Origin of the sequence: Methylopila turkensis (genome assembly GCF_027922325.1) — a bacterium.
Taxonomy (GTDB): Bacteria; Pseudomonadota; Alphaproteobacteria; order Rhizobiales; family Methylopilaceae; genus Methylopila; species Methylopila turkensis.
The window spans coordinates 248,271-271,716 of record NZ_BSFL01000002.1 but is presented as its reverse complement, the minus strand read 5'-3'; the positions used below and the strand labels follow the sequence as shown (position 1 = coordinate 271,716).

The following is a 23,446-nucleotide window of genomic DNA, read 5'->3' as shown; positions in this document are numbered from 1 at the left end:
CGTCGGTGTGGCCGGACCACGGCGCGGGATCGCCGACGTCGAGCGTGTAGTAGGAGTGGCCGACGGCGGACATAGGCGCTCTCCGGGACCGCCGGCGACCGGCCGCCGGGATCGCCTCGACGCCGCCGCTTTGGCGCGTTTACGATCGAAGACCGAGGACGCCCAAGCTGCGGCGCTTACGGACAGCCCGCGGACGCCTCCACCTTTCGGCGAGGGGCGCCGATCCGGCTTCCGCCCTAAAAGACCGCAGCAGGCAGGAGACGACGCCCCATGACCTACCGCGCGCCGGTGACGGACATCCTTTTCACGCTCGAGCACGCCGCGGGGCTTGGTCGCGCGCGGGAGGAGGGCGTCTACGCCGATCTCGACGCGGACACGCTGGCCGCGGTCGTCGACGAAGCCGGCGCCTTCGCGACCGACGTCGTCGCGCCGCTGTCGCGCGAGGGCGACCGTCACGGCGCGCGCTTCGCGGACGGCGCGGTCACGACGCCGCCGGGCTTCGCCGACGCCTACCGGCGGTGGACGGCGGCCGGCTGGAACGGCGTGCTGGCGGACGAGGCCCATGGCGGGCAGGGGCTGCCGGTGGCGGTGTGGGCGGCGACGACGGAGCTCTGGGCGTCAGGCTCGCTCGCCTTCGGCCTGTGCCCGATGCTGACCCACGGCGCGATCGAGGCGATCGAGGCCCACGCCTCGGAGGAGCTCAAAGAGCGCTATCTGCCGAAGCTGGTCAGCGGCGAATGGACCGCGACCATGAACCTGACCGAGCCGCAAGCCGGCTCCGACCTCGCGCTGCTGCGCGCGAAGGCCGAGCGCGCCGGCGACGGCTCCTACCGCATCTCCGGCCAGAAGATCTACATCACCTACGGCGAGCACGACTTCACCGACAACATCGTCCATCTCGTGCTGGCGCGCCTGCCCGACGCCCCGGCCGGCACGCGCGGCATCTCGCTGTTCCTGGCGCCGAAGGTGCTGCCGGACGGGAGCCGCAACGACGTCGTCTGCGCCGGCGTCGAGCACAAGCTCGGCATCCATGCGAGCCCGACCTGCACCATGGTCTACGGCGAGAACGGCGGCGCCGTCGGCTGGCTCGTGGGCGAGGAGAACCGCGGCCTCGCCTGCATGTTCACCATGATGAACAACGCCCGGCTCGGCGTCGGGCTCGAGGGCGTCGCGATCGCCGAGCGCGCCACCCAGGACGCGCTGGCCTACGCCCGCGAGCGCCGGCAGGGCCGCGCCAACGGCAGCGAGGGCGCCGCCCCGATCATCGCCCATCCCGACGTCCGGCGCATGCTGCTGACGATGCGCGCCATGACGGCCGCGGCCCGCGGGATCTGCTACCGCGCCGCGGTCGAGATCGACCGGTCGCGCGCGGCCGCCGATCCCGCCGTCGCCAAGGCGGCGCACGAGCGGGCGAGCCTGCTGATCCCGATCGCCAAGGCGTTCTCGACCGACGTCGGCTGCGAGGTGGCCTCGCTCGGCGTCCAGGTGCATGGCGGCATGGGCTACATCGAGGAGACCGGCGTCGCCCAGCACATGCGCGACGCCCGCATCACGCCGATCTACGAAGGCACCAACGGCATCCAGGCGATCGACCTCGTCACCCGCAAGCTGCCGCTCGCCGACGGCGAGACCGTGCGGATCGAGATCGCGTCGTTGCGCGACGTCGTGCGCCGCGCGGCCGAGACGAACGCGCCGGAGCTCGGCGCCGCCGCGCCGAGGCTCGCCGAGGCGATCGACGCGCTCGACCACGCCACCGCCTGGATCGCCGCCGCGAGCCGCAGCCCCGCCGAGGCGCTGGCCGGCGCGACGCCTTACCTCCGGCTGTTCGCGCTGGCGGCCGGCGGCGCGGCGCTGGTCGAGGACGCGCTCGCGGAGCTGAGAGCCGGCGAGGGCGCGCTCGGCCGCGTCGCGCTGGCGCGGTTTTTCGCGGAGAACATCGCGACCGGGGCCTCGGGCCTCGCGCGGTCGGTCACCGAGGGGGCGGGAGCGCTCGACGGCGCGGCGGCGGAGGCCGCGCTCGGCATCTGAACCACGAGCGCGGTTGGCGTTTCAGCTTGGCATCCCAGGCGCCAGCGCCATACTGACCATGGCGACGCACGCATCCGAGAGCATCATGAGCACCCTCTACGTCACGCATCCCGCCTTCCGGGACCATCTCGTCACCCCCGGCCACCCCGAGCGGCCGGAGCGGATGCGCGCGGTCGAGCAGGCGATGGAGGCCGAGGCGTTTCAGGCGCTCGCCCGCGTCGAAGCTCCGCTCGCCGAGGCCGCCGTCGCGACGCTCGCCCACCCGGAGGCCTTCGTTGAGGCGCTCGACCGCGTTCGCCCTCGCGAGGGCATGGTCCGCATCGACGGCGACACCACCATGAGCCCCGGCACCTGGGAGGCGCTGCTGCGCGCCCTCGGCGCCTCGACGCTCGCGGTCGACGAGGTCGTCGGCGGCCGCGCCCGCAACGCCTTCTGCGCCATGCGGCCGCCCGGCCATCACGCCGAGCAGACCACGGCCATGGGCTTCTGCTTCTTCAACTTCGCGGTCGTCGCCGCCCGCCACGCCCAGAAGGCGCACGGGGTCGAGAAGGTCGCGATCGTCGATTTCGACGTCCACCACGGCAACGGCACGCAGGCGATCGTGTGGGACGACCCGTCCATCATGTACGCCTCGACGCACCAGATGCCGCTGTTTCCCGGCACCGGCGCGCGCAGCGAAACCGGCGTCGGCAACATCGTGAACTGTCCCATGCGCGGCGGCGACGGCGGCGACAAGTTCCGCGAGGCGTTCGACGACGCGATCCTGCCGTCGCTCCGGACCTTCTCGCCGGACCTGATCGTGATCTCCGCCGGCTTCGACGCCCATGCGCGCGATCCGCTCGGCGGCCTGATGCTCCGGGACACGGACTACGCCTGGATGACGCAGGAGCTGATGGGCGTCGCCGACGAGACCGCCGGCGGCCGCGTCGTCTCGATCCTCGAGGGCGGCTACGACCTGACCGGCCTCGCCCAGTCGACCGCGGCCCATGTCCGCGCCTTGATGCGGGGCTGAAGCGCGCCTAAAAGTCCGCGCCTTGGCTGCGAACAGGGGAGGCCCGCCGTGACGGACGCGCCGAACGACGACGTTTCGAACCTGACCTTCGAGGCCGCGCTCCAGGAGCTGGAGCGGATCGTCGGCCGCCTGGAGCAGGGCCAGGTGCCGCTCGAGGAATCGATCGAGAACTATCGCCGCGGCGAGGCGTTGAAGGCGCGGTGCGACGACCTGCTGAAGCGCGCCGAGGCGCGGGTCGAGACCATCGCCACCGGCGCGGACGGCGCGCCGAAGGGCGTCGCCCCGCTCGATCCGGGCTGAGCCGCGGCCGCGTCCGCCGCCTTCGTCATCCTTCCCGTCGCCGGAGCCGTCGCCCATGCTCTACGCGTATGTCCTGCGCGACGGCTCGCTCCACAGGACCGAGCCGGCTCCCGGCGCGCCGCCGCCCGCCGACGCGCTCTGGATCGACCTGTTCGCGCCGACGCCCGAGGAGGACGCGCTCGTCGAGGCGGCCGTGCGCGCCTCCGTGCCGACGCGCGAAGAGATGGTCGAGATCGAGCCCTCGAGCCGGCTCTATCTCGAGGACGGCGCCCGCTACATGACGGCGTCGGTGCTCTGCAACGTGCTGTCGGGGCAGCCGAAGCTGTCCGCCGTCACCTTCATCCTGACGCGCTCGACGCTCGTCACCGTGCGCTACGACGATCCGACCCCGTTCGCGATGTTTTCGGCCCGCGCCTGCAAGGCGAACGGCGTGACGCCGCCGAAGACGCCGGAAGGGGTGATGCTCGGGCTGTTCGACGCCATCGTCGATCGCCTCGCCGACATTCTCGAGCACGTGGGCGCCGACGTGGACGAGCTGTCCGCGATCGTGTTCGAGCGCGCCGGGGCGCAGGCCTACCGCAAGCCCTACCAGGAGCTGCTCAAGATGATCGGCCGCAAGGGCGATCTCGTCTCCAAGACGCGCGAGAGCCTCGTGACGCTGCAGCGGGTCGCGAACTATCTCGTCGCCGAGATCGAGGGCGTGAAGCCGGCCAAGGAGACCAAGGCGCAGCTCCGGCCGCTGCAGCGCGACGTGGTCTCGCTCACCGAACACGCCGATTTCCTGTCGAACAAGATCACCTTCCTGCTCGACGCCATGCTCGGCCTCGTCGGGCTGGCGCAGAACGACATCGTCAAGCTGTTCTCGGTCATGGCGGTGGTTTTCCTGCCGCCGACGCTGGTCGCCTCGATCTACGGGATGAATTTCGAGGCGATGCCCGAGCTGGGCTGGCGGTTCGGCTACCCCTACGCGCTGGCCCTGATGCTTATCAGCGCCATAGTCCCATACCTCTTTTTCAAGTGGCGACGCTGGCTTTAGGCCATCGCGGCGACCCGCGCGGATTCCAATTGAAAACGAAGCCTCCGAAGGCGGCCGCAGGGCCCGCGCTTTACGGATTCTTATGATCGGAAACCGCAAGGTGTGATCGCGATCATTCCGGTTCGTTGCGGCCACAGAACATGGCGTTGTCCTACCTGACCTCAGGTCCGCTCGACCCGGCGACGCTGGCGTTCGCGTTCGCGTCGAGCGTGGCCGCAGCCATTCTGCTGTTTTCCCTGATGCGGCGGGTGGAAGTCGTGGAGGGCGCGGGGCGCAAGTCCCTGTGGGTCGGCGTCACGGCGAGCGCGGTCGGCCTTCTGATCTGGGCGGCGCATGTCGGCGGCATGCTCGCGGTCGGCGCCGGCTTGGACGCCGGCTTCGACCTGCGCATCGCGGGCGCGGCGCTCGTCGTCGCCGTGGTGATGGTCGCCTGCGGCGTGGCTCTAGCGGCCCCGAACCTGTCCGAGAACGGCGTGCTCAACGCGGCCGCCGGCGGCGCCGCGGTCGGCGCGGCGCTGCTGCTGACCCATTACGTCGGCGTCAACGCCGTCCGCCTCCCCGGGCGGCTGGACATGTTCGGAACCCTGTTCCTGGTCGGCGGCGGCGTGGCGGTCGCGGCTTCGGCGGCGGCCTTCGCGCTCGCCGCGACGTTCCGGGGCCTGAACGGCCGCATGGCGGCCGGCGCGGTTTTCGCGGTCGGCGCCTTCGCGTTCCACGCGCTCGGCGCGATCGCGGTCGACGCGACGCTCGATCCGAGGGTCGCCATCCCCGAGGTCGCGGTCGACCACACCGAGGCGCTCGCCGCGGCGGCCGCGGCCGCGAGCGGCCTGCTGCTGTTCGCGCTGTTCGCGATCGTGCTGGACTGGCGGCTGGAGAACCGCAGCGGCAGCGAGGTGGACCGCCTGCAGGCGCTGTCGGACCTCTCCTCCGAAGGCCTCGTCGTCTGCGACGAACTCAAGATCGTCGACGTCAACGTGGCCGCCGCGCGCCTCATGGGGCTCGATCCCACGGTGCTGCGCCGGCGCGCCTTCCGCGACTTCATCGATGCGCCCGATCCCGACCGCGTGCTCTCGGCGAGCCTCGCCAAGCCGCAGAACGCGCTGCTGCGCACCACCGGCGGCGAACCGCTGCCCGTGGAGGTCGCGAGCCGCGACCTGCAGGTGCTCGGCCGCACCCGGCGCGTCTTCACGCTGCGCAACGTCTCGGAGCAGCGGCGCAGCGAGACGCAGATTCGCCATCTCGCCTACCACGATCCGCTGACCGGGCTCGCCAACCGCGCCGCCTTCAACGAGGCCTTGGCCGGCGCGCTCAAGCGGGGCGGCGAGGTCGCGCTGTTCTGCATCGATCTCGACCGCTTCAAGGAGGTCAACGACGTCTTCGGGCATTCGACCGGCGACGAGATCCTGAAGACCGCCGCGCGCCGCATCGTGGCCGCGGCGCCGGACGCGATGGTGTTCCGCCTCGGCGGCGACGAATTCGTCGCCATCGGCACCGGGCCCGACGCCGGCGACGCCGACAAGCTCGCGCGCCGGCTGACCGAGCGCCTGAACGTCGAGACCGTGGTCGGCGGCACGCTGATCCGCTGCGGCGCGAGCGTCGGCTTCGCCGTGTTCCCGCATCACGGCTCCACGATCGACGCCCTGTTCGCCAACGCCGACGCGGCGCTCTACCGCGCCAAGGCCGACGGCCGCGGGCTCGCGCGCGGCTTCGAGCCCGACATGGACCTCGCGCTGCGCGAGCGCCGCGTGCTCCAGCAGGACCTCGCCACCGCGATCTCGCGCAACGAGATGTTCCTGCACTGGATGCCGCAGGCCGACACCGTCAGCGGCGAGATCCGCGGCTTCGAGGCGCTGCTGCGCTGGAAGCACCCTGTGCGCGGCGTGGTGCCGCCCGGCGTGTTCATCCCCGTCGCCGAGGAGACCGCGGCGATCGTGCCCATCGGCGAATGGGTGCTCAGGACCGCCTGCGCCGAGGCCGTGCGCTGGATGCGGCCGGGCAAGGTCGCGGTCAACCTGTCGCCGATCCAGTTCCAGCACGGCGACATTGTCGGGCTCGTCCACGGCATCCTGCTGGAGACCGGGCTTCCCGCCGGCCGGCTCGAGCTCGAGATCACCGAAGGCGTGCTGCTGCATGACTTGCCCGGCGCGCTCAGCACGCTCCGCCGCCTGAAGGCGCTCGGCGTCCAGATCGCCATGGACGACTTCGGCACCGGCTACTCGTCGCTGTCCTACCTGCAGGCGTTCCCGTTCGACCGCATCAAGATCGACGCCTCGTTCATCCGCACGCTCGGCTCCAGCCCGCAGGCCAAGGCGATCGTGCGCGCGGTGGTCGCGCTCGGCGCGAGCCTCGACATGCCGATCACCGCCGAAGGCGTCGAGACCCACGAGCAGCGCAGCTTCCTCGCCGAGCTGCAGTGCGACGAGATCCAGGGCTATCTCGTCGGACGCCCGAGCCCGCTGGTCTCGTTCGACTCGCCGTTCGAGCGCCCGGGGAGGACGCGGCGCGCGAGCTGAGCGCCGTCTCGGCGCTCAGACGTGCTGGCCGCCGTTGATGTGGATCTCCGAGCCGGTGACGTAGGACGACGCCTCGGTGCAGAGGAAGTAGATCGTCTTCGCCACTTCGTCCGGGGTGCCGAGACGGCGCAGCGGAATCTGCGCCACCAGCTTGTCGGTGCCGGGCGACAGGATCGCGGTGTCGATCTCGCCGGGCGCGATCGCGTTGACGCGCACGCCGAGCGGGCCGAAATCCGCCGCCATCTCGCGGGTGAGCGAGGCGAGGGCCGCCTTCGAGGTGGCGTAGGCGGCGCCGGCGAACGGGTGCACCCGGCCGCCCGCGATCGAGGTCACGTTAACGATCGAGCCCTTCGCGGCCGTCAGCTCCTCCGAAAGCCCACGCGCCAGCATGATCGGCGCGAAGAAGTTGACCTGGAACACGGTCTTCCAGTCGTCGAGATCGGTCGCGAGCGCGTTCAGGCGGCCGCCGCCGGGCGCCTTGGGCGAGATGCCGGCGTTGTTGACGAGCGCGTGGATCAGGCCGCCGTCGAGACGGCTGCGGATCTCGGCGATGGCGCGGACGGTGTCCTCGACGTCGGCGAGGTCGACTTGCACGTGGTCCTCGGGGCCGGCGCCCCAGGGGCATTCTTCCGGGAAGGCGTGGCGCGAGCAGGTGATCACCCGCCAGCCCGCCGCGGAGAAGCGCTTCACCGTGGCGTGGCCGATGCCGCGGCTCGCGCCGGTCAGCAGCAGCGTCTTGCGCGGCTCGTTGGACGGCGACGGCCGCGGCCGGGACGCAGGCTGAGGCGCCTTCGCCGTCGATCCGACGGCCGCCGGGTCGGCCGCCGCGGCCTCGCCGGCGCGAGCCCCGGTGAAGGGGCAGGTGGCCGGGGCGTCGTCGGGCTTGGAGTCGCTGGTGCTCATGACGCGGGGGGCCGATCAGGGATAGAGACGGGTGCGGGTCCAGGACCCGTCGGGAGCGCGGTCGAAGACCGCGCGGTCGTGCAGGCGGAACGGCATGTCCTGCCAGAATTCGAACGAGGTGGGGACGATCCGGTACCCCTTCCAGTGCGGCGGACGCGGCGGCTCGGCCGCGCCGAACTCGGCGTCGCGCGCGGCGACCGCCTCCTCGAGTTCCGCGCGCGAGCCGAGCGGGCGCGACTGCCGCGAGGCCCAGGCGCCGAGGCGGCTGATGCGCGGACGCGTCGCGAAATAGGCGTCGGCCTCCTCCGCCGAGACCGGCTCGACCGGTCCGCGCGCCCGAATCTGCCGGCGCAGCGACTTCCAGTGGAACACGACGGCGGCTTTCGGCTGGCCCGCGAGCTCGACGCCCTTGGCGCTTTCGGAGTTGGTGAAGAACACCAGCCCCCGGCGATCGAGGCCGTTGAGCAACACCATGCGCACATCCGGCAGGCCGTCGGCGTCGACGGTCGCGAGCGCCATGGCGTTCGGATCGTTGGGTTCGGAGGCCTTGGCCTCCTCCATCCAGGCGGCGAACGTCGCGAAGGGATCGTCCGTTGCGTGGAAGTCACTCGACATTAACCGCTCCTGCCGTTCCATTCCCCGCATGATCAAGGAGTTCCCGAGTAAAGATGCGTAGCCTCGATCAGCGTCAGCGCGCCGTTCCGATATCTACACGAGCAGGCCTCGGGCCGCGAGCGACGCTGCGCCGCAACGCGGCCGCGGCGTTCGCGATCGTCGCCGCCTTCGCATGCGCGGGCTGCAGCGTGTCCTATCCGCTGTTCGGCAAGGACGACGACATCCCGACCGGCAGCATCGCGCGCTCCGACGCCGCGGCTCCGCAGCCGGCTCCGGCCGACAAGGTCAGCCGCGCGCCGCTCGCCCCGATCGAGGGCGCCGCGCCGGCGGCGGCCCCCAGCGCCGCCCCCTCGGCCTATGCGGCGCCCCAGCCTGGCGCCGCCGCGCCGGCGTCCCCGTCCACGCTGACGCCCGACGACTGGAGCTACGCCCGCGGCGCGCTTGGGCTCGCCATGGGGGCCGAGGCCGCCAACGCCTCCGTGCCCTGGGCCAATCCCGACAGCGGCGCCTACGGCTCGTTCACCGCCTCGTCCGCCCCTGTGATCGAGAACGGCGCCACCTGCCGCCCGTTCGCCGCCAGCCACAGCGCCGGCGGCCGCGAGCAGCGGCTCGAAGGCACCGCCTGCCGCACCGCGGCGGGGCACTGGGAGGCGGTGTCGATCCGGACGTCCGGCGGCCGCGCGTCTTAGGCGCAGGCCCGGACTGTTGCGTTCCGGCCACAGCCGTCCCACATTGCCGTGGAGCGACGGCGCCGCGAGCCGGCGGCGCCCGATCCACGCGAACGACGGACTGTGACGACGCGATGCGCGATCCCTACGACGTGCTCGGCGTGACGCGCCAGGCGAGCGACGCCGAGATCAAGAAAGCCTTCCGCCGTCTGGCCAAGACCTGGCACCCGGACCAGAAGCCGGACGACCCCAAGGCCAAAGAACGCTTCGCCGAGATCGGCGCGGCCTACGAGCTGCTGTCCGACAAGGACAAGCGCGCCCAGTTCGACCGCGGCGAGATCGACGCCGAGGGCAAGCCGCGCTTCCACAGCTTTGAAAGCGCCGGAGCCGGCGCCCGCGGCGCAGGCGCGCGCGGGGCCCATTTCGACTTCGAGTTCGGAGGCGGCTCGCCTTTCGGCGGCGCGCGCGGCGGCCGGGCTGGGACGGAAGACATCTTCGAGGACATTCTCGGCGCCTTCGGCGGCCGGCGTCCGCCCCGCGGCGGGGCCGGCTTCGGCGGCGGCGAGCCGCCGCGCGGCGAGGACGTGACGGCCGAGATCGCGGTCCCGTTCCGGGAGTGGGCGCTGGGCGCCAAGCGGCGGGTCCGGCTGCCGACCGGCAAGGAGCTGGAAATCGCCGTCCCGGCCGGGATCGAGAGCGGCAAGACCATCCGCCTGAAAGGGCAGGGCAAGCCCAGCGGCCTCGGCGGCCGTCCCGGCGACGCGCTCGTCGCCGTGCGCGTGCTGCCCGATCCGCAGTTCCGCGCCGAAGGCCGCGACGTGCGCGTGACCGCGCCGATCACGCTCTACGAGGCGGTGTTGGGCGCCAAGGTCCGCATTCCCACGCTCGACGGCACGGTTGAGCTCACGGTCCCGCCGGGCTCCGACGGCACGCGCACGCTGCGGCTGCGCGGCAAGGGCGTCGGGGCGGACGGCGCCGCCGGCGACCTGCTGGTGGAGCTCCGCATCGCGCTTCCAAAGGGCGGCGACCGCGAGCTGGAGGCCTTCGCCCGCAAGATGCGCGACGAGGGCGCCTACGACCCGCGCTCGTGACGCCGGACGGGGCGGCGGGCCGGCCGGGCCTGTCGCGCACTGAAACGCGCTGTGATGCTGCGGCGCCCGCGTTCGCTTGAAGGGTCCCGGACCCTATGCCATAGCGGGCCCCACTCGTCGCGCAGCGCGTCGTAAAGAGGTGTTTTCATGACTGGCGTTCAGGGATTGATGGCCGGAAAGCGGGGCCTGGTGATGGGCGTCGCCAACAACCGATCGATCGCCTGGGGCATCGCGAAAGCCGCCGCCAACGCGGGCGCCAAACTCGCCTTCACCTATCAGGGCGACGCGCTCAAGAAGCGCGTGGAGCCGCTCGCAGCCGAGCTCGGCGCCGAAGTGGTCGGCCATTGCGACGTCACCGACGCGGCCACCATAGACGCGGTGTTCGAGAAGACCGGCGAACTGCTGGGCGGGCTCGACTTCGTGGTCCACGCCATCGCGTTCTCGGACAAGGACCAGCTCGACGGACGCTACGTCGAGACCACGGCCGACAACTTCAACAAGACCATGTTCATCTCCTGCTACTCGTTGACCGCGGTCGCGCAGCGGGCCGAGAAGCTGATGACGAACGGCGGCTCGATTTTGACGCTGACCTATTACGGCGCCGAGAAGTGGATGCCGCACTACAACGTCATGGGCGTCGCCAAGGCCGCGCTGGAGGCGAGCGTGCGCTATCTCGCGGCCGACCTCGGCCCCAACGCCATCCGGGTGAACGCCATCTCCGCCGGCCCGATCAAGACGCTGGCGGCCTCCGGCATCGGCGACTTCCGCTACATCCTGAAGTGGAACGAGTACAACGCGCCGCTTCGGCGCACGGTCTCGATCGAGGAGGTCGGCGATTCCGCGCTCTACCTGCTGTCGGACCTCGGCCGCGGCGTCACCGGCGAGGTCCACCATGTGGACGCCGGCTACCACATCGTCGGCATGAAGAACCCCGACGCGCCCGACATGTCCCCCGCGTGACGCGAAGCGTCATCGCGCCCGTGACGCGAAGCGTCGCGGCTCCGCGGACGCCGGCGTGACGCCGGACGTCGTCTTCGTCCGCCACGGCGAGACCGACTGGAACGCCTCCGGCCGGCTGCAGGGGCAGACCGACATCCCCCTGAACGCCCGCGGCCGCGACCAGGCCGACGCGGTCGGGCGCGCCCTGGGCCCCGCCTTGCCGGACGCCGCCGGGCGCGTGTTCGTCGCGAGCCCACTGTCGCGCGCGACCGAGACCATGCGCCGGATGCGCGCCGCCATGGGGCTCGACGCGGACGGCTTCACGACCGACGCGCGGCTGAAGGAGTTGTCCTTTGGCCGCTGGGAAGGATCCACCCTCGCCGAGGCGCGCCTGCGCGACCCGAAGGCCATGCGCGCCCGCGACGCCGACAGGTGGTCGTTCCGCCCGGAGGAGGGCGAGAGCTACGCCGACCTCGAGGCCCGCGTGGGCGAGGCCGTCGCGGCGCTGCCCGGCCCGGCCGTGATCGTCGCCCATGGCGGCGTCGCCCGCGTGCTGCTGGCGACGCTCGGTGGCGTCGCGCGGGACAAGGTCTCGGACATCGCGATCCGGCAGGGCCGCGCGCTGGTTTTCGGCACCGGCGGCTGGCGCTGGATCTGATGGTCGTTCCAACCGCCTCCGCCGACGCGCCGGAGAGGGCTGGGCGGCGTGCGAAAGACCGCCCCTCAGCGCCCCTCGGCTGATGGAAAGAGGCCGCCGGCGGCGATTCCGACCCCGTTTGCCGCCCGCTGGCATACCTGGCGGGCCTCAGACGACGGCGGAGCCAATCGTTCCATAGAAAAGTTTGGGCTTCCCGCAACGGTCTGCGACGCGCTGCCGCACCGCCCCAAGGCCTTGCTTATAAATGGAAAAATGAAGTGCGACGACAACGGCGCGTGCGCTGCAGCGCGGATTATCACGAGAATGTGAGCCTCTAGACCCCCGCGGGCATCTTTATCCGCTCAAAAGTGGCATGCCATATTTTGCATGCCAGATATGCGCCATTAGGTAAGCCAAACTGTCGCACCGAAGCGACGCGGCCGCCGACGCAAAGAGGGCGGATCAGACTTTCGGCGCGTTGGAGGGCGCCCGCAAGTCGCGGCGGAGGTATTTTTCTCCGCCATTCGTCGCACCGGCCGCGCGGTCGCCCCGTCTGGGGGACGAGAGCGGCGGGGGTTTTCAGAAGAATGTCAAGGCTGGGCCCGGGTCCGAAAGCTTCCCTGAAGGGGGCTGCTCCGGAAGTCGGGCAGAGACCAAAACGACAATGACATAAACGGCCCTGAGGCCGTGCACCGAGAGAGGAAAGTCCAATGAGCCACGCTTCCAATCCAGCGCTGAGGCCAAACGTATCCGAACGGAAACGTTGGACCCAGATCGTCGTCGGCGTCGTCTGCATGGTCGCGACCGCGAACATCCAGTACGCCTGGACGCTGTTCGTGCCCGAAATTCAGTCGACCTTCGGCTGGGACCGCGCCTCGATCCAGATCGCCTTCACGATCTTCGTGCTGGTGCAGACCTGGCTGACGCCGATCGAAGGCTACTTCATCGACAAGTACGGCCCGCGCGCCATGGTCGCGTTCGGCGCCGTGTTCATGGGCCTGTCTTGGGTCATCAACTCGCAGGCGACCTCGCTCACGGGTTTCTACATCGGCGCGGCCGTCGGCGGCATCGGCGTGGGCTGCATCTACGCGACCTGCATCAACAACGCGCTGAAGTGGTTCCCGGACCGCCGCGGCCTCGCGGTCGGCCTCACCGCCGGCGGCTACGGCATGGGCTCCGCTGCGACCATCCTTCCGATCGCCTCGATGATCGGCACGAGCGGGTTCCAGGCGACCTTCCTGTTCTTCGGCATCCTGCAGGGCATTCTCGCCTTCATCGCCGCCATGTTCCTGCGCGCCCCGTCCAAGGACGAGGTCAGGGTCTCCGACAAGCTGGCCCAGTCGCGTCGCGACTACACGCTCACGGAAGCTCTGCGCACCAAGCTGTTCTGGCTGATGTTCTTCATGTTCATCTGCGTCGTCACCGGCGGCATGATGGCTGTCGCGCAGCTCGGCGTCATCGCTCAGGACCTCGGCGTCAAGAACTACAGCGTCAACCTCTACTTCTTCACCATGGCCGCCCTGCCGCTCGCCCTGATGCTCGACCGCATCATGAACGGCATCTCCCGTCCGCTGTTCGGCTGGATCTCGGACAACATCGGCCGCGAGAAGACGATGGTCATCGCCTTCACCCTCGAAGGCTTCGGCATCATCGCGCTCGGCTACTGGGGCCATAACCCCTACGCCTTCCTGATCCTGTCCGGCGTGGTGTTCCTGGCCTGGGGCGAAGTCTACTCGCTGTTCTCGGCTCTCGCCGGCGACGCCTTCGGCACCAAGCACATCGGCAAGATCTACGGCGTGCTCTACTGCGCCAAGGGCATCGGCGCGCTGTTCGTGCCGGTCGGCAACCTGCTGATGGAGTGGACCGGCACCTGGGCCACCGTGCTCTACACGGTCGCCTGCATGGACCTGCTGGCCGCCTTCCTCGCGATCGTGGCCCTGCGCCCCGTTCTCGCCGAGCACGTCCGCCGCTCGGGCGTGACGAACCCCACGACCCTCGACGGTCCGGACGGCAAGCCGGGCGGCGTGCTCGCCAACGCCTGACGCCATCCCCAAGCTTCCCGCGGCGCGCCCTCGAGGACGCGCCGCGGGTCGATCTCCTACCCCTGCCTCGTCGCCCCTCGGGACGAGGCCGACTGCGGGCTCACCCGGCCGATCGGGGAGCCCGCGCTTTTTTGCGTTCGGGACGACCCCGATCCGCGGTACGACAGGCGGCGCGCGCGAGGACACCCCTCGGCGCGCCGTCGTCATGTCAGGGAATGGGAAAGCCATGGTCGTCGTCCGCGCTCTCGCAGCCGCGCTCGCGCTTCTCGCGGCGGCCCCCGCCGCCCGCGCCCAGGACCGCGACCTCAGCCGCGAGATGATCGTCGCCGATCCCGCGGCTCCGGTCGCCGGCAACCCCAAGGGCGACGTCACCATCGTCGCCTTCCTCGACTACAACTGCCCCTACTGCAAAAGCTCCGCGCCCGCGCTCGAGAAGCTGGTGCGCGACGACGGCCGCATCCGCCTCGTCTACAAGGACTGGCCGATCCTGTCGGAGAGCTCGGTCTACGGCGCCAAGCTCGCGCTCGCGGCCAAGCGGCAGGGCAAGTACGAGGAGGCCCACCGCGCGCTGATGGCGCTGAAGGGCGCCTCCCGTCCCCATGCCGACCTCGACGCTGCGGTCGCCGCGGCGGGCGTCGACATGCCCCGCCTGCTGGCGGACGCCAAGGCGTCGCAGGCCGAGATCGTGACGCTCCTGAAGCGCAACGACGCGCAGGCGAGGGGTATGGGGTTCCCGGGCACGCCGGTCTATCTCGTCGGCCCCAAGCTGGTGGCGGCCCCGCTCGACTACGAAGGCTTCAAGGACGCCGTCGCCCAGGCCCGCGAACGCCAGAAGGCGCGGTAAGGCGCGGGGCGAGCGTCAGCTCCGCCGGAACGTCGCCACCGCCTCCACGTGGGCGGAGTGGCGGAACTGGTCGACCGGCGTCACGCGCTCGAGCCGGTAGCCGCCGCGGATCAGGATCGCGGCGTCGCGGGCGAGCGTCGCGACGTTGCAGGACACCGCGACGACCGTGGCGACGCGCGATTCCGCCAGCATCCGCGCCTGCGCCTCGGCGCCGGCGCGCGGCGGATCGAACACCGCCGCGTCGAACGGCTTGAGCTCGGCGCCGGCGAGCGGGCGGCGGAACAGGTCGCGCGCCTCGGCCGTCACCCGCTTGAGCCCCGGCGTGGCGCGGGCCGCGGCGGAAAGCGCCGCGACCGCCGGCCGGTCGGCCTCCGCGGCGTAGACCTCCGCGCGTTCGGCGAGCCGGAGCGCGAAGGCGCCGACGCCCGAGAACAGGTCCGCGACCCGCTTCGCCCGGCCGACCGCCTCGGCCGCGAGCGCGGTGATCGCCGCCTCGCCCGCGGCGGTCGCCTGCAGGAAGCCGCCCGGAGGCGGGATCACCTGGGCGCGGCCCATGACGACGACCGGCTTGCGCCGCTCCACCACCACGTCGCCGTGGATTGCGAGCCGGGCGAGGTCGAGTTCGCCCGCGAGCGTCACCAGCCTCAGCCTCAGCGCCTCGGGCGGCGGTCCGGACCCGCGCACGTCCATGTCGAGCCCGCCGGCGGTCGCCGTCACCGCGAGGTCGAGCGGCTTGCGCATCTTTCCGAGCGCGGCGGCGACCGCGCGCGCGGCGGGGAGCGCCCCCGCCATCTCCGGCGCCAGCAGCGGACAGGCGGCGATCGGAACGATGGCGTGGCTGCGGGCGGCGGCGAAGCCGACGACGACCCGGCCGTCCGCGCCGGCGCGGGCGTGGAACGTGGCGCGCCGGCGGCCGGCGCCGTGGGCGTCGACGCAAGGGCCGACCAGTGCGGCGACGTCCAGCCGCTCGCGGGCGAAGGCCTCGATCAGCAACGCGCGCTTCCAGGCGAGCGCCGCGTCCTGCGCCAGCTCCTGCGTGGCGCAGCCGCCGCAGACGCCGACCTCCGGGCAATAGGCCTCGCGCCGGTCGGCGGAGGGCTCGACCACGCGCAGCAGCGTCGCGCGCTCGCCCGCGCGCTCGGCCTCCACCAGCTCCCCCGGCAGCGCCCGCGCCACGAACACGGGCCCGGCCGCAGTGTCCGCGACCCCGTCCCCGCGATGGCCGAGCCGGGCGATGGCGAGCCGCTCAGCCATGACGTCGCGCTCCGATCAGGTGCTCGATGTTGCCGTCGCCGCCGGGGATCGGGGAGGGCAGTTCGCCGAGGATCGCGAAGCCGAGGCGCTCGACGAGCGCGCGGGCGTCGGCCGCGGCGCGGGCGCGCGCCTCCGCGTTGCGGACGACGCCGCCCTTGCCGATCTCCTTGCGGCCGACCTCGAACTGCGGCTTCACGAGCACGACCAGCGCTGCGGAGGGCGCAGCCAGCGCGACGGCCGGCGGCAGCACCACGCCGAGCGGGGCGAAGCTGACGTCGACGGTGACGACGTCCGGCGCGCGCGGCAGCGCGGACGCGGCGAGGTCGCGGATGTCGGTCGCCTCGAGGCTCGTCACCCGCGGGTCGCCGACGAGTAGCGCGTGAAGCTGGCCGCGGCCGACGTCGACCGCGGTCACATGGGCCGCGCCGCGGGCGAGCAGCACCTGCGTGAAGCCGCCGGTCGAGGCGCCGACGTCGAGCGCCTCGCAGCCGGTCACATCGAGGCCGAAGGCGTCGAGCGCGTGCGCGAGCTTCACGCCGGCGCGCGAGACCCAAGGGTGCGCCGGCTCGGCGCTGATCTCGGCGTCGAGCGGCACCATGTCGGAGGCGCGCGCGACGGCCACGCCGTTCGCCCGCACGCCGCCGGCCGCGATCGCCGCCTGCGCCCGCGCGCGGCTGTCGAACAGGCCGCGCTCGACCAGCAGCAGGTCGGCCCGGCGGCGCGGGGAGGGAGACGAAGCTGTCACGGGGCGGCGCGGCGATGAGCGGGTTGAGGAACGGAGCGCTTCTATAGGCATGAAGCGCGGGATGCGCGAACCTCAGGCCTCACGAAAAGATGCGCCCCCGGTTCGCCCGCCGGCGCGGGGCGGCGCCGGAGCTTAAAGGTTCGGCGTTAGGCTCCGGGAGAGACGACGACCAGCGGACGATCAGGGCATGAAGCGCGAGCGCGCGGCGGAACGGTTCCGCGATACGGTGGATCAGGCCCGGCGCCGCCTCGCGCTTGGCCTCGCGGCGGGCCTCGCCGCGGCCGCGGCGCCGCGGCTGGCGGACGCCGCGCCCGGCGGGCTTGGGGCCGAGGCCGCTGGGCTCAAACCCGGCGCCGGCGGCGACCAGAGCCGGGCCTTCGCCCGCGCGCTGGAGCGGGCGGCGCGGGAGGGGCGGCCGCTCACGCTCGCGCCCGGCGTCTACCGCGCGGCCCGCATCGCCCTGCCCGAGGGCGCGGCCATCGTCGGCGTGCCCGAGATGACGCGGATCGAGCTGTCCGAGCCCGGCCCGCTGTTCACGGGCAAAGGCCTGCGCCGCGTCGCCATGCGCGGGCTGCTGCTCGACGGCTCCAACCTTCCGGGCGGCCTGCAGGCGGGCCTGATCCAGCTCGAGGACGTGGCCGCCTTCGCCTTCGACGAACTCGCGATCGAGGACGCCGGCGGCTCCGGCCTCGCGCTGTTCCGCTCCGGCGGCGCGCTGCGCGGATCGCGCATCGCCAACGCCCGCCAGTCCGGCCTGTTCGCGATGGACGGCCGCGGGATCACCGTCGCCGACAACGTCATTCGAGGCTGCCGCAACAACGGCGTCGTGATCCGCCGCACCGCCAAGGGCGACGACGGCGCCGTGGTCTCGCGCAACCGCATCGAGGACACCGGCGCGCTCGACGGCGGGCTCGGCTGGAACGGCAACGCGGTGAACGTGTCCAAGGCGTCGGGGGTCGTGGTCTCCGGCAACGCCATCCGTCGCTCGGCCTTCACCGCCGTGCGCGCGCACGAATCGAGCGACGTCGTCATCGCCGACAATCTGTGCCTCGACTGCGGCGAGACCGGCCTCTACGTCGAATACGGCTTCTCCGGCGCCGTCGTCTCGGGAAACCTGGTCGACGGCGCCGCCAACGGCGTGTCGATCGCCAACTTCAACGAGGGCGGGCGCCTCGCCGCCGTCACCGGCAACGTGGTCCGCAACCTGTTCCGCCGAAAGCATCTCGATCGGCCCGGCGAGGGTTACGGCCAGGGGATCGGGGTCGAGGCCGACGTGGCGGTGACCGGCAACGTGATCGAAAACGCGGCTTCGTTCGGCGTTCACGCCGGCTGGGGGCCGTACATGCGCGATGTCGCGATCAGCGGAAACATCGTCCGCAATTGCGAGGTGGGAATCGGCGTTTCGGTGGTCGAGGGCGTCGGCCCGGCGACGATCGTCGGCAACACCGTGACGGGTTCGCGCAAGGGCGCGGTGGTCGGCTACCGCTGGGCGGACGCCGCGACCCCCGATCTCGGGTCCGCGGGCTCCGGCGGGCTGCCCGGGCTGACGGTGGCGCAGAACACCGTCCGATAGCCCGCCGACGTCCGTTCGTTAACGCCGGCGTGATCCAAAGCGCTCACGGGCGTCTGACAACCCGTTGATGTTCTTAGAAAGACCTCAATGTGGCGGTGCAGCAAACAACGCGAACGTTAACAAAGTTAACGGCGCCATGTGCATGGCCACGCTGCGACATTTCCGCGACACTCGGGCGGGAATGAGGTCAGAATGAGATCATTCCTATAGCAATCGGCGGTCAAAAACTGTCCTCTTCATGTGGCGGCGCCGAGTCGGGGGCGCTTGTTGCGTCTAAAGTTCGGGTTCATAAGACTTTCGATTTAAATCGCGAAAGAAACGAACCGAAGGCGTGATCGAAAATCAGCTCGGGTAGGCGGCGGCCCTCTGGACCGCCGATCGGAGGAAAAGAGAAATGAAGCAAGTGATGAAGATCGCGGCTGCGGGCGCTTTCGCCCTCGGCGCCATGACGACGGGGGCCTTCGCCGCCGCGACGGCGCAGCCGGGCGAGACGGCCGGCCTCGCCGCCGGCGCCCCGCTGCCGGAAGGTCTGTACTTCGTGAACACCTTCAGCTGGGGCGTCATCGACAACCCGGGACCGGACACCAAGCTTCTGGTCGACATCCCGCTGATCGCGTGGTCGACCCCGTGGCAGCTCTTCGGCGGCAACATCCAGGTTCTGGCCGCGACCCCGTTGATCCATGCCGACGGCCCGTTCGGCGCTGACGCGTATGGCTTCTACAACCCGTTCCTGGCCGGCCGCATCGCGTTCGACCTCGGCGGCGGCCTCGGCGTCAGCTACCTGTCGGGCATCTACTTCAACATCGGCGACAACGACGTCTCGGTCCGCGCCACCACCTGGCGTCAGGACTTCGCGGTCAGCTACACCAACGACGGCTGGAACCTGACGGCGAACCTGATCTGGGGCAACACGTTCGACACCGACCGCGCGGTCGGCGGCAAGACCTCGAACGGCTTCAACCTCGACCTGACGGCCACCAAGACCTTCGGCAAGTGGGAGATCGGCGCGATCGGCTTCGGCTCGACCGAGTACGACCTGCCGGACGCGCAGAAGCGTAGCAACGGCGGCCCCGGCAAGGTCGAGACCTTCGCGGTCGGCCCGCTCATCGGCTACAACTTCGGCCCGGTGATCCTGCAGGCGGCTCTGACCACCAGCATCTACTCGAAGAACTCGGGCGACGACACCCGCTTCTGGTCGCGCATCGTGATCCCGCTGTGGTCGCCCGAGAAGCCGATGGCTCCGCTCGTCACCAAGTACTGAGACGAACGGACAGCCTCGCAGATCTGATCTCGAGACTGACGGAACGGGGAGCGCCCATGGCGCTCCCCGTTTTCGTTTTGAACGGGGCGACGCCGGAGCGGCCGGGGGCCGGGGGGGGGGCGACCGCGGCGTCGAGCGTCGACGGGGCCGAAGCTTCCAGCCTGGGTCAGGCGGCGCTGAGCGCCGGGCCCGGCCGCAGCTCGCCGACCTCGACCCCTTCCCAATTGATCAGCCGGCGCCGCATGCGGCTCGCGAGCCATGCGGCCTGCTCGCCCTCGGGGCGCAGCAGCCGGGCGAGCACGGCCGCCATCGCGACCTCCGCGCCGCGGGTCGCGCCGTCCTCGATCTTGAGCGCGACGCCGAAGCCCAGTTCGGGCAGGGCGGCGACGTGGACGCCCTCCGCGCCCATCTTCACGAAGGCGCGGTCCTTCAGCGCCTGCATCGCCTCGGTGTCGAAGCGTCCCGTGCCGGCGACCTGGAACGGCGCCGACCAGGCCGCCCGCATCAGCGTCTTGGCCGCCGCGGCGCGGGCGGGGCCGAAGCCCTCGCCGGTCGCGAACCGGGCGAAGGCGTGCGCGACGGCGCCAAGCGGCGCGGCGTAGGTCGGGATGCCGCAGCCGTCGACGCCGACCGCCGCCTCCGCGAGGCTCATGCCCAATGCGCCCTCGAGCGCCGCGGTCACCTCGCGCTGGACGGGATGCTCAGGCTGGATGTAGCCGGCCGGCTCCACCTCCATCGCGCAGGCGAGGCACAGGAAGCCGGCGTGCTTGCCGGAGCAGTTGTTGTGGAGCGCGGTCGGGCCGACGCCGCTTGCGGCGAGCGCGCGGGCGGCCGCGTCGCTGGTCGGCCAATGCGCGCCGCATTCGAGCGCCTCGGCGCCGAGGCCGAGGCGGGCGAGCGCGCCGGCCGCCGTCGCCACGTGCTCCGGCTCGCCGCTGTGGGAGGCGCAGGCGAGCGCGAGCTCCTCGTCGCTGAACCCGAACCGCGCCGCCGCGCCGCTCTCGACCAGCGGCAGCGCCTGCAGCGCCTTGACGGCCGAGCGGGGGAAGGTCGGGCGCGCGACGTCGCCGAGCGCGAACACGAGCCGGCCGGCGGCGTCGGAGACCGCGACCGAGCCCGCGTGCCGGCTCTCCACCGCGATCCCGCGCGTGACCTCGACCAGGATCTCGCCCGCGCTCACGGCCGGAACCCGCAGGCCGCGCCGCGTGTTTGGTCGGCGGCGGCGCAAAGGTCAGGGAGAACGGCAATGGCTGCGAAGCGCGCGACGTCGTCGAAAAAGGCCACGTCCAAAAACCCTTCGATCAAGAACCCGGAAGTCTACGAGGCTCTGCGGGAGCAGGGCGCGAGCGCCGAGAAGGCCGCGCGCATCTCCAATGCGCAAGCGAAATACGGCGACCGCGGCGCCAACGCGCCGTCGTCCAAAGGGGGCAAGTCGCCGCCTTACGAGGACTGGCGGCGCGACGACCTCTACGCCAAGGCGCGCGAGATCGGACTGAAGGGCGTCTCGCGGGCCACCAAGGGCGACCTCATCCACGCGCTGCGGTCGCACTGATGGCCGAGGAGACGGATCTCACGATCGAGGAGATCGCGCGGCAGGCGGGCCTTCGGCTCTCCGGCGCCCGCGACCTCGACATCACGCGCCGGCGGGCCGGCAAGGGCTTCGTCTATCTCGACCGCCGGGGAAAGCGCATCACCGACGCCGAGGCGGTCGCGCGCATCAGATCGCTCGCGATCCCCCCGGCCTACGAGGACGTGCGGGTCGCATCGGACCCGCGCTGTCATCTGCAGGCGATCGGCCGCGACGAGGCCGGCCGGGTCCAGCACCGCTATCACCCGGACTGGAACGTGGTGCGCGAGACCCGCAAGGTGGAGCGTCTCGACCGCGTCATCGAGGCGCTGCCGAAGCTGCGCCGCCAGGTGGCGCGCGACCTCGCGAGCCCGAAGCTGAGCCGCGCCAAGGCGCTGGCCGCCGCCGTCGCCCTGATCGACGAGACCCACATCCGCGTCGGCTCGGAAGCCTATCTGCGCTCCAACAAGGCCCATGGCGCGTCGACGCTGCTGAAGCGCCACGTCGAAATCTCGGGCGAGACCGTGCGGCTGTCGTTCCGCGGCAAGGGCGGCAAGGACATCGCATGCTCGATGCGCTCGGGTCGGCTCGCCCGGGCGCTCGGCCGCCTCAGCGGGCTGCCGGGCCGCCGGCTGTTCCAGTACCGCGGCGACGACGGCGCGGTGCGCCGCATCACGGCGGTCGACGTCAACGCCTACATCCGCGAGGCGACCGGCCTGCCCGTCACCGCCAAGGACCTGCGCATGCTGGGCGCGAGCGCGAACGCCGCCGAGCACCTCGCCGACCTCGAGCCCGCGACCAGCGAGACCGCGCGCCGGAGACAGCTCGCGGGCGTTATGCGCGCGATCTCGGAGCGGCTCGCGAACACGCCCGCGGTGGTGCGCAAGTCCTATGTCCACGCGCTGGTGGTCGACGCCTTCGGCGCCGGCGCGCTGCGCCGCGCCTACGACGACGCGCGCGGCCGTCCGGGCCTGCGCCGCGCCGAGGCCGCGCTCGCGCGGCTGGTCCGCCGGCTGAAGCGCGCGCCCGAGGGTTGACCCGCAGAGCGTTCCGGCCGAACCATGCGCCTCCGCTCCAACAGGCCCGCAGTCGCAATGTCTCTGGTCGTGCGTCTCGCATCTGCGTTCGTCCTCGCAGCCTTCCCCGCGCTGGCGCAGGCGCCCGCCGCGCCGCCGGCCGCGACCGTTCCCTGCGGCGGAGACTTCGCCGCCTTTCTCGACGGCGTGCGCGCCGAGGCCCGCGAGGCCGGCGTGTCGGAGAACGCGATTGCGGCCGGCCTCGACGGCGTCGCGATCGACCCGAAGGTGCTCCAGCTCGACCGCGGTCAGTCGGTGTTCCAGCAGAGCTTCCTGCAGTTCGCCGGCCGCATGGTCGCCGGCGCCCGCGTGACCAAAGGCCCGCAGGTCATCAAGCAGAACGCGGCGCTGTTCGAGCGGGTCGAAGCGGAATACGGCGTGCCGGCTTCGGTGATCGCGGCCTTCTGGGGTCTCGAGACCGACTTCGGCGCCAATCTCGGCAAGTTCGACACCCGCAACGCGCTCGCGACGCTCAGCCACGACTGCCGCCGACCGGCCTTCTTCCGGCCGCAGCTCATCGCGGCGCTCAAGATCGTCGACCGCGGCGACCTCGCGCCCGGCGACATGCGCGGCGCCTGGGCGGGTGAACTCGGCCACACCCAGATGATGCCGGTGGACTATGTCCGCGACGGCGTCGATGGCGATGGCGACGGCCGTCGCGACCTGATGCGCAGCGTGCCCGACGCCATGATGACCGCCGGCAAGTACCTGTCCGATCTCGGATGGCGGCGCGGGCAGCCCTGGCTGCAGGAGGTCGTCGCGCCGGCGGAAATGCCGTGGGTCGAGGCCGACATCGACGTCAAGCATTCGGTGGCGCGCTGGACGGAATGGGGCGTGAAGGCCCGCAACGGCTCCCTCGCGCCCGCCGAGGCCAACGCGGCGCTGCTGCTGCCCATGGGCCGCAACGGACCCGCCTTCCTCGCCTACGACAATTTCGACATTTACCGGAAGTGGAACCAGTCCTTCATCTACGCGATGACGGCGGCCTATCTCGCGACCCGCTACGAGGGCGCGCCCTCTGTTTCGAGTGGAAACGCGCCGGTGCGCGTGCTCGACGCGGCCGAGCTGAAGCAGCTCCAGACCCTGCTCGCCCGCGACGGCTTCCCCGTCGGCGAGATCGACGGCAAGCTCGGCGGCGACACCCGCCGCGCGACGCGCAAGGCGCAGCTCAAGCACAACCTTCCCGCCGACGGCTACCCCAGCCTCGATCTGCTGCAGGTCCTGTCGTCCTCCGGCGGCTGAGGCCGGCTTTCGACCACGCGCGCGCCGGCATGGGCGCGCTCGGCCGGGCCCCATCTTGAGGCGCGATCGCCTCGGATCGCTCGCGCCGTCATGCCCGGCG

General features: G+C 71.7%; 21 protein-coding genes. 16 read left to right on the top strand and 5 right to left on the bottom strand.

From position 1 onward, the window contains the following. The first annotated feature begins 270 nt into the window (after positions 1-270). The 5 genes from PKE78_RS07935 to PKE78_RS07915 all read left to right on the top strand — a co-directional run bounded on the left by PKE78_RS07935 (position 271) and on the right by PKE78_RS07915 (position 6,889). Positions 271-2,028 (top strand): acyl-CoA dehydrogenase family protein, encoded by a 1,758-nt coding sequence (locus PKE78_RS07935; protein ID WP_271200339.1) that lies wholly within the window; start codon positions 271-273, stop codon positions 2,026-2,028. 85 nt (positions 2,029-2,113) lie between these two features. After that, positions 2,114-3,040, top strand: coding sequence for a histone deacetylase family protein (locus PKE78_RS07930; protein ID WP_271200338.1), 927 nt, complete (start codon positions 2,114-2,116; stop codon positions 3,038-3,040). A 48-nt stretch (positions 3,041-3,088) separates the two neighbouring features. Next, positions 3,089-3,340 (top strand): exodeoxyribonuclease VII small subunit, encoded by a 252-nt coding sequence (locus PKE78_RS07925; protein WP_271200337.1) that lies wholly within the window; start codon positions 3,089-3,091, stop codon positions 3,338-3,340. A 55-nt stretch (positions 3,341-3,395) separates the two neighbouring features. Then, positions 3,396-4,376, top strand: a complete 981-nt coding sequence (locus PKE78_RS07920; protein WP_271200336.1) for a magnesium transporter CorA family protein — start codon at positions 3,396-3,398, stop codon at positions 4,374-4,376. A gap of 140 nt (positions 4,377-4,516) precedes the next feature. Beyond that, the gene (locus PKE78_RS07915; RefSeq protein WP_271200335.1) at positions 4,517-6,889 is read left to right on the top strand and encodes a putative bifunctional diguanylate cyclase/phosphodiesterase; all 2,373 of its coding nucleotides are present in this window, start codon (positions 4,517-4,519) and stop codon (positions 6,887-6,889) included. Positions 6,890-6,904: 15 nt separating this feature from the next. On the opposite strand, the gene PKE78_RS07910 is transcribed toward PKE78_RS07915, so the two are convergent. After that, a complete protein-coding gene (locus tag PKE78_RS07910; RefSeq protein WP_271200334.1) occupies positions 6,905-7,792 on the bottom strand; it encodes an SDR family NAD(P)-dependent oxidoreductase in 888 nt (295 codons plus the stop codon). A 15-nt stretch (positions 7,793-7,807) separates the two neighbouring features. Then, positions 7,808-8,407 (bottom strand): pyridoxamine 5'-phosphate oxidase, encoded by a 600-nt coding sequence (gene pdxH / locus PKE78_RS07905; RefSeq protein WP_271200333.1) that lies wholly within the window; start codon positions 8,405-8,407, stop codon positions 7,808-7,810. A gap of 53 nt (positions 8,408-8,460) precedes the next feature. Here pdxH and PKE78_RS07900 point away from each other — a divergent pair, with 53 nt between their 5' ends. From PKE78_RS07900 to PKE78_RS07875, 6 genes are all read left to right on the top strand, one after another. Continuing rightward, positions 8,461-9,096: an RT0821/Lpp0805 family surface protein gene (locus PKE78_RS07900; protein ID WP_271200332.1), complete on the top strand. Its 636-nt coding sequence runs from the start codon at positions 8,461-8,463 to the stop codon at positions 9,094-9,096. Between the two features lie 113 nt (positions 9,097-9,209). Then, complete coding sequence (locus PKE78_RS07895) at positions 9,210-10,166, top strand: DnaJ C-terminal domain-containing protein (protein ID WP_271200331.1); 957 nt, start codon at positions 9,210-9,212, stop codon at positions 10,164-10,166. 147 nt (positions 10,167-10,313) lie between these two features. Then, positions 10,314-11,126 carry an enoyl-ACP reductase FabI gene (fabI, locus tag PKE78_RS07890; protein ID WP_271200330.1) on the top strand — a complete coding sequence of 271 codons (813 nt, stop codon included), beginning with the start codon at positions 10,314-10,316 and terminating at the stop codon, positions 11,124-11,126. Between the two features lie 55 nt (positions 11,127-11,181). Continuing rightward, on the top strand, positions 11,182-11,763 hold the full coding sequence (locus PKE78_RS07885) for a histidine phosphatase family protein (RefSeq protein ID WP_271200329.1): 582 nt from the start codon (positions 11,182-11,184) through the stop codon (positions 11,761-11,763). 689 nt (positions 11,764-12,452) lie between these two features. Continuing rightward, on the top strand, positions 12,453-13,784 hold the full coding sequence (gene oxlT / locus PKE78_RS07880; protein WP_271200328.1) for an oxalate/formate MFS antiporter: 1,332 nt from the start codon (positions 12,453-12,455) through the stop codon (positions 13,782-13,784). A 226-nt stretch (positions 13,785-14,010) separates the two neighbouring features. Beyond that, positions 14,011-14,628, top strand: a complete 618-nt coding sequence (locus tag PKE78_RS07875) for a DsbA family protein (RefSeq protein WP_271200327.1) — start codon at positions 14,011-14,013, stop codon at positions 14,626-14,628. 15 nt (positions 14,629-14,643) lie between these two features. On the opposite strand, the gene PKE78_RS07870 is transcribed toward PKE78_RS07875, so the two are convergent. Next, positions 14,644-15,882, bottom strand: coding sequence for a class I SAM-dependent RNA methyltransferase (locus PKE78_RS07870; RefSeq protein WP_271200326.1), 1,239 nt, complete (start codon positions 15,880-15,882; stop codon positions 14,644-14,646). Next, on the bottom strand, positions 15,875-16,627 hold the full coding sequence (locus PKE78_RS07865; RefSeq protein WP_271200325.1) for a TlyA family RNA methyltransferase: 753 nt from the start codon (positions 16,625-16,627) through the stop codon (positions 15,875-15,877). The genes PKE78_RS07870 and PKE78_RS07865 overlap by 8 nt, the downstream gene beginning before the upstream one ends. Before the next feature lie 187 nt (positions 16,628-16,814). Between PKE78_RS07865 and PKE78_RS07860 the strand changes: the two genes are divergently transcribed. After that, entirely contained in the window at positions 16,815-18,200 is a 1,386-nt protein-coding gene (locus PKE78_RS07860; protein WP_271200324.1) for a TIGR03808 family TAT-translocated repetitive protein, read from the top strand. Positions 18,201-18,594: 394 nt separating this feature from the next. Next, entirely contained in the window at positions 18,595-19,461 is an 867-nt protein-coding gene (locus PKE78_RS07855) for a transporter family protein (RefSeq protein ID WP_271200323.1), read from the top strand. 166 nt (positions 19,462-19,627) lie between these two features. On the opposite strand, the gene PKE78_RS07850 is transcribed toward PKE78_RS07855, so the two are convergent. Further along, a complete protein-coding gene (locus PKE78_RS07850; protein ID WP_271200322.1) occupies positions 19,628-20,641 on the bottom strand; it encodes an asparaginase in 1,014 nt (337 codons plus the stop codon). Between the two features lie 66 nt (positions 20,642-20,707). On the opposite strand from PKE78_RS07850, the gene PKE78_RS07845 reads away from it, so the two are divergent. From PKE78_RS07845 to PKE78_RS07835, 3 genes are read left to right on the top strand one after another with little or no spacing between them, the layout of a single operon-like run. Continuing rightward, positions 20,708-21,013, top strand: a complete 306-nt coding sequence (locus tag PKE78_RS07845; protein WP_271200321.1) for a DUF7218 family protein — start codon at positions 20,708-20,710, stop codon at positions 21,011-21,013. Continuing rightward, positions 21,013-22,065 carry a DNA topoisomerase IB gene (locus PKE78_RS07840; protein WP_271200320.1) on the top strand — a complete coding sequence of 351 codons (1,053 nt, stop codon included), beginning with the start codon at positions 21,013-21,015 and terminating at the stop codon, positions 22,063-22,065. Before PKE78_RS07845 ends, PKE78_RS07840 begins: the two co-directional genes overlap by 1 nt. 57 nt (positions 22,066-22,122) lie before the next feature. Continuing rightward, positions 22,123-23,346, top strand: a complete 1,224-nt coding sequence (locus PKE78_RS07835; RefSeq protein WP_428981243.1) for a lytic murein transglycosylase — start codon at positions 22,123-22,125, stop codon at positions 23,344-23,346. Positions 23,347-23,446: the final 100 nt, after the last annotated feature.

Excerpts from the sequence above, each read along its gene's own strand:
- PKE78_RS07935 (WP_271200339.1), top strand. The coding sequence starts at position 271 with ATGACCTACCGCGCGCCGGTGACGGACATCCTTTTCACGCTCGAGCAC.
- PKE78_RS07930 (WP_271200338.1), top strand. The coding sequence starts at position 2,114 with ATGAGCACCCTCTACGTCACGCATCCCGCCTTCCGGGACCATCTCGTC.
- PKE78_RS07920 (WP_271200336.1), top strand. The coding sequence starts at position 3,396 with ATGCTCTACGCGTATGTCCTGCGCGACGGCTCGCTCCACAGGACCGAG.
- PKE78_RS07915 (WP_271200335.1), top strand. The coding sequence starts at position 4,517 with ATGGCGTTGTCCTACCTGACCTCAGGTCCGCTCGACCCGGCGACGCTG.
- PKE78_RS07910 (WP_271200334.1), bottom strand. The coding sequence starts at position 7,792 with ATGAGCACCAGCGACTCCAAGCCCGACGACGCCCCGGCCACCTGCCCC.
- pdxH (WP_271200333.1), bottom strand. The coding sequence starts at position 8,407 with ATGTCGAGTGACTTCCACGCAACGGACGATCCCTTCGCGACGTTCGCC.
- PKE78_RS07900 (WP_271200332.1), top strand. The coding sequence starts at position 8,461 with ATGCGTAGCCTCGATCAGCGTCAGCGCGCCGTTCCGATATCTACACGA.
- PKE78_RS07895 (WP_271200331.1), top strand. The coding sequence starts at position 9,210 with ATGCGCGATCCCTACGACGTGCTCGGCGTGACGCGCCAGGCGAGCGAC.
- fabI (WP_271200330.1), top strand. The coding sequence starts at position 10,314 with ATGACTGGCGTTCAGGGATTGATGGCCGGAAAGCGGGGCCTGGTGATG.
- oxlT (WP_271200328.1), top strand. The coding sequence starts at position 12,453 with ATGAGCCACGCTTCCAATCCAGCGCTGAGGCCAAACGTATCCGAACGG.
- PKE78_RS07875 (WP_271200327.1), top strand. The coding sequence starts at position 14,011 with ATGGTCGTCGTCCGCGCTCTCGCAGCCGCGCTCGCGCTTCTCGCGGCG.
- PKE78_RS07870 (WP_271200326.1), bottom strand. The coding sequence starts at position 15,882 with ATGGCTGAGCGGCTCGCCATCGCCCGGCTCGGCCATCGCGGGGACGGG.
- PKE78_RS07860 (WP_271200324.1), top strand. The coding sequence starts at position 16,815 with ATGAAGCGCGAGCGCGCGGCGGAACGGTTCCGCGATACGGTGGATCAG.
- PKE78_RS07855 (WP_271200323.1), top strand. The coding sequence starts at position 18,595 with ATGAAGCAAGTGATGAAGATCGCGGCTGCGGGCGCTTTCGCCCTCGGC.
- PKE78_RS07845 (WP_271200321.1), top strand. The coding sequence starts at position 20,708 with ATGGCTGCGAAGCGCGCGACGTCGTCGAAAAAGGCCACGTCCAAAAAC.
- PKE78_RS07840 (WP_271200320.1), top strand. The coding sequence starts at position 21,013 with ATGGCCGAGGAGACGGATCTCACGATCGAGGAGATCGCGCGGCAGGCG.
- PKE78_RS07835 (WP_428981243.1), top strand. The coding sequence starts at position 22,123 with ATGTCTCTGGTCGTGCGTCTCGCATCTGCGTTCGTCCTCGCAGCCTTC.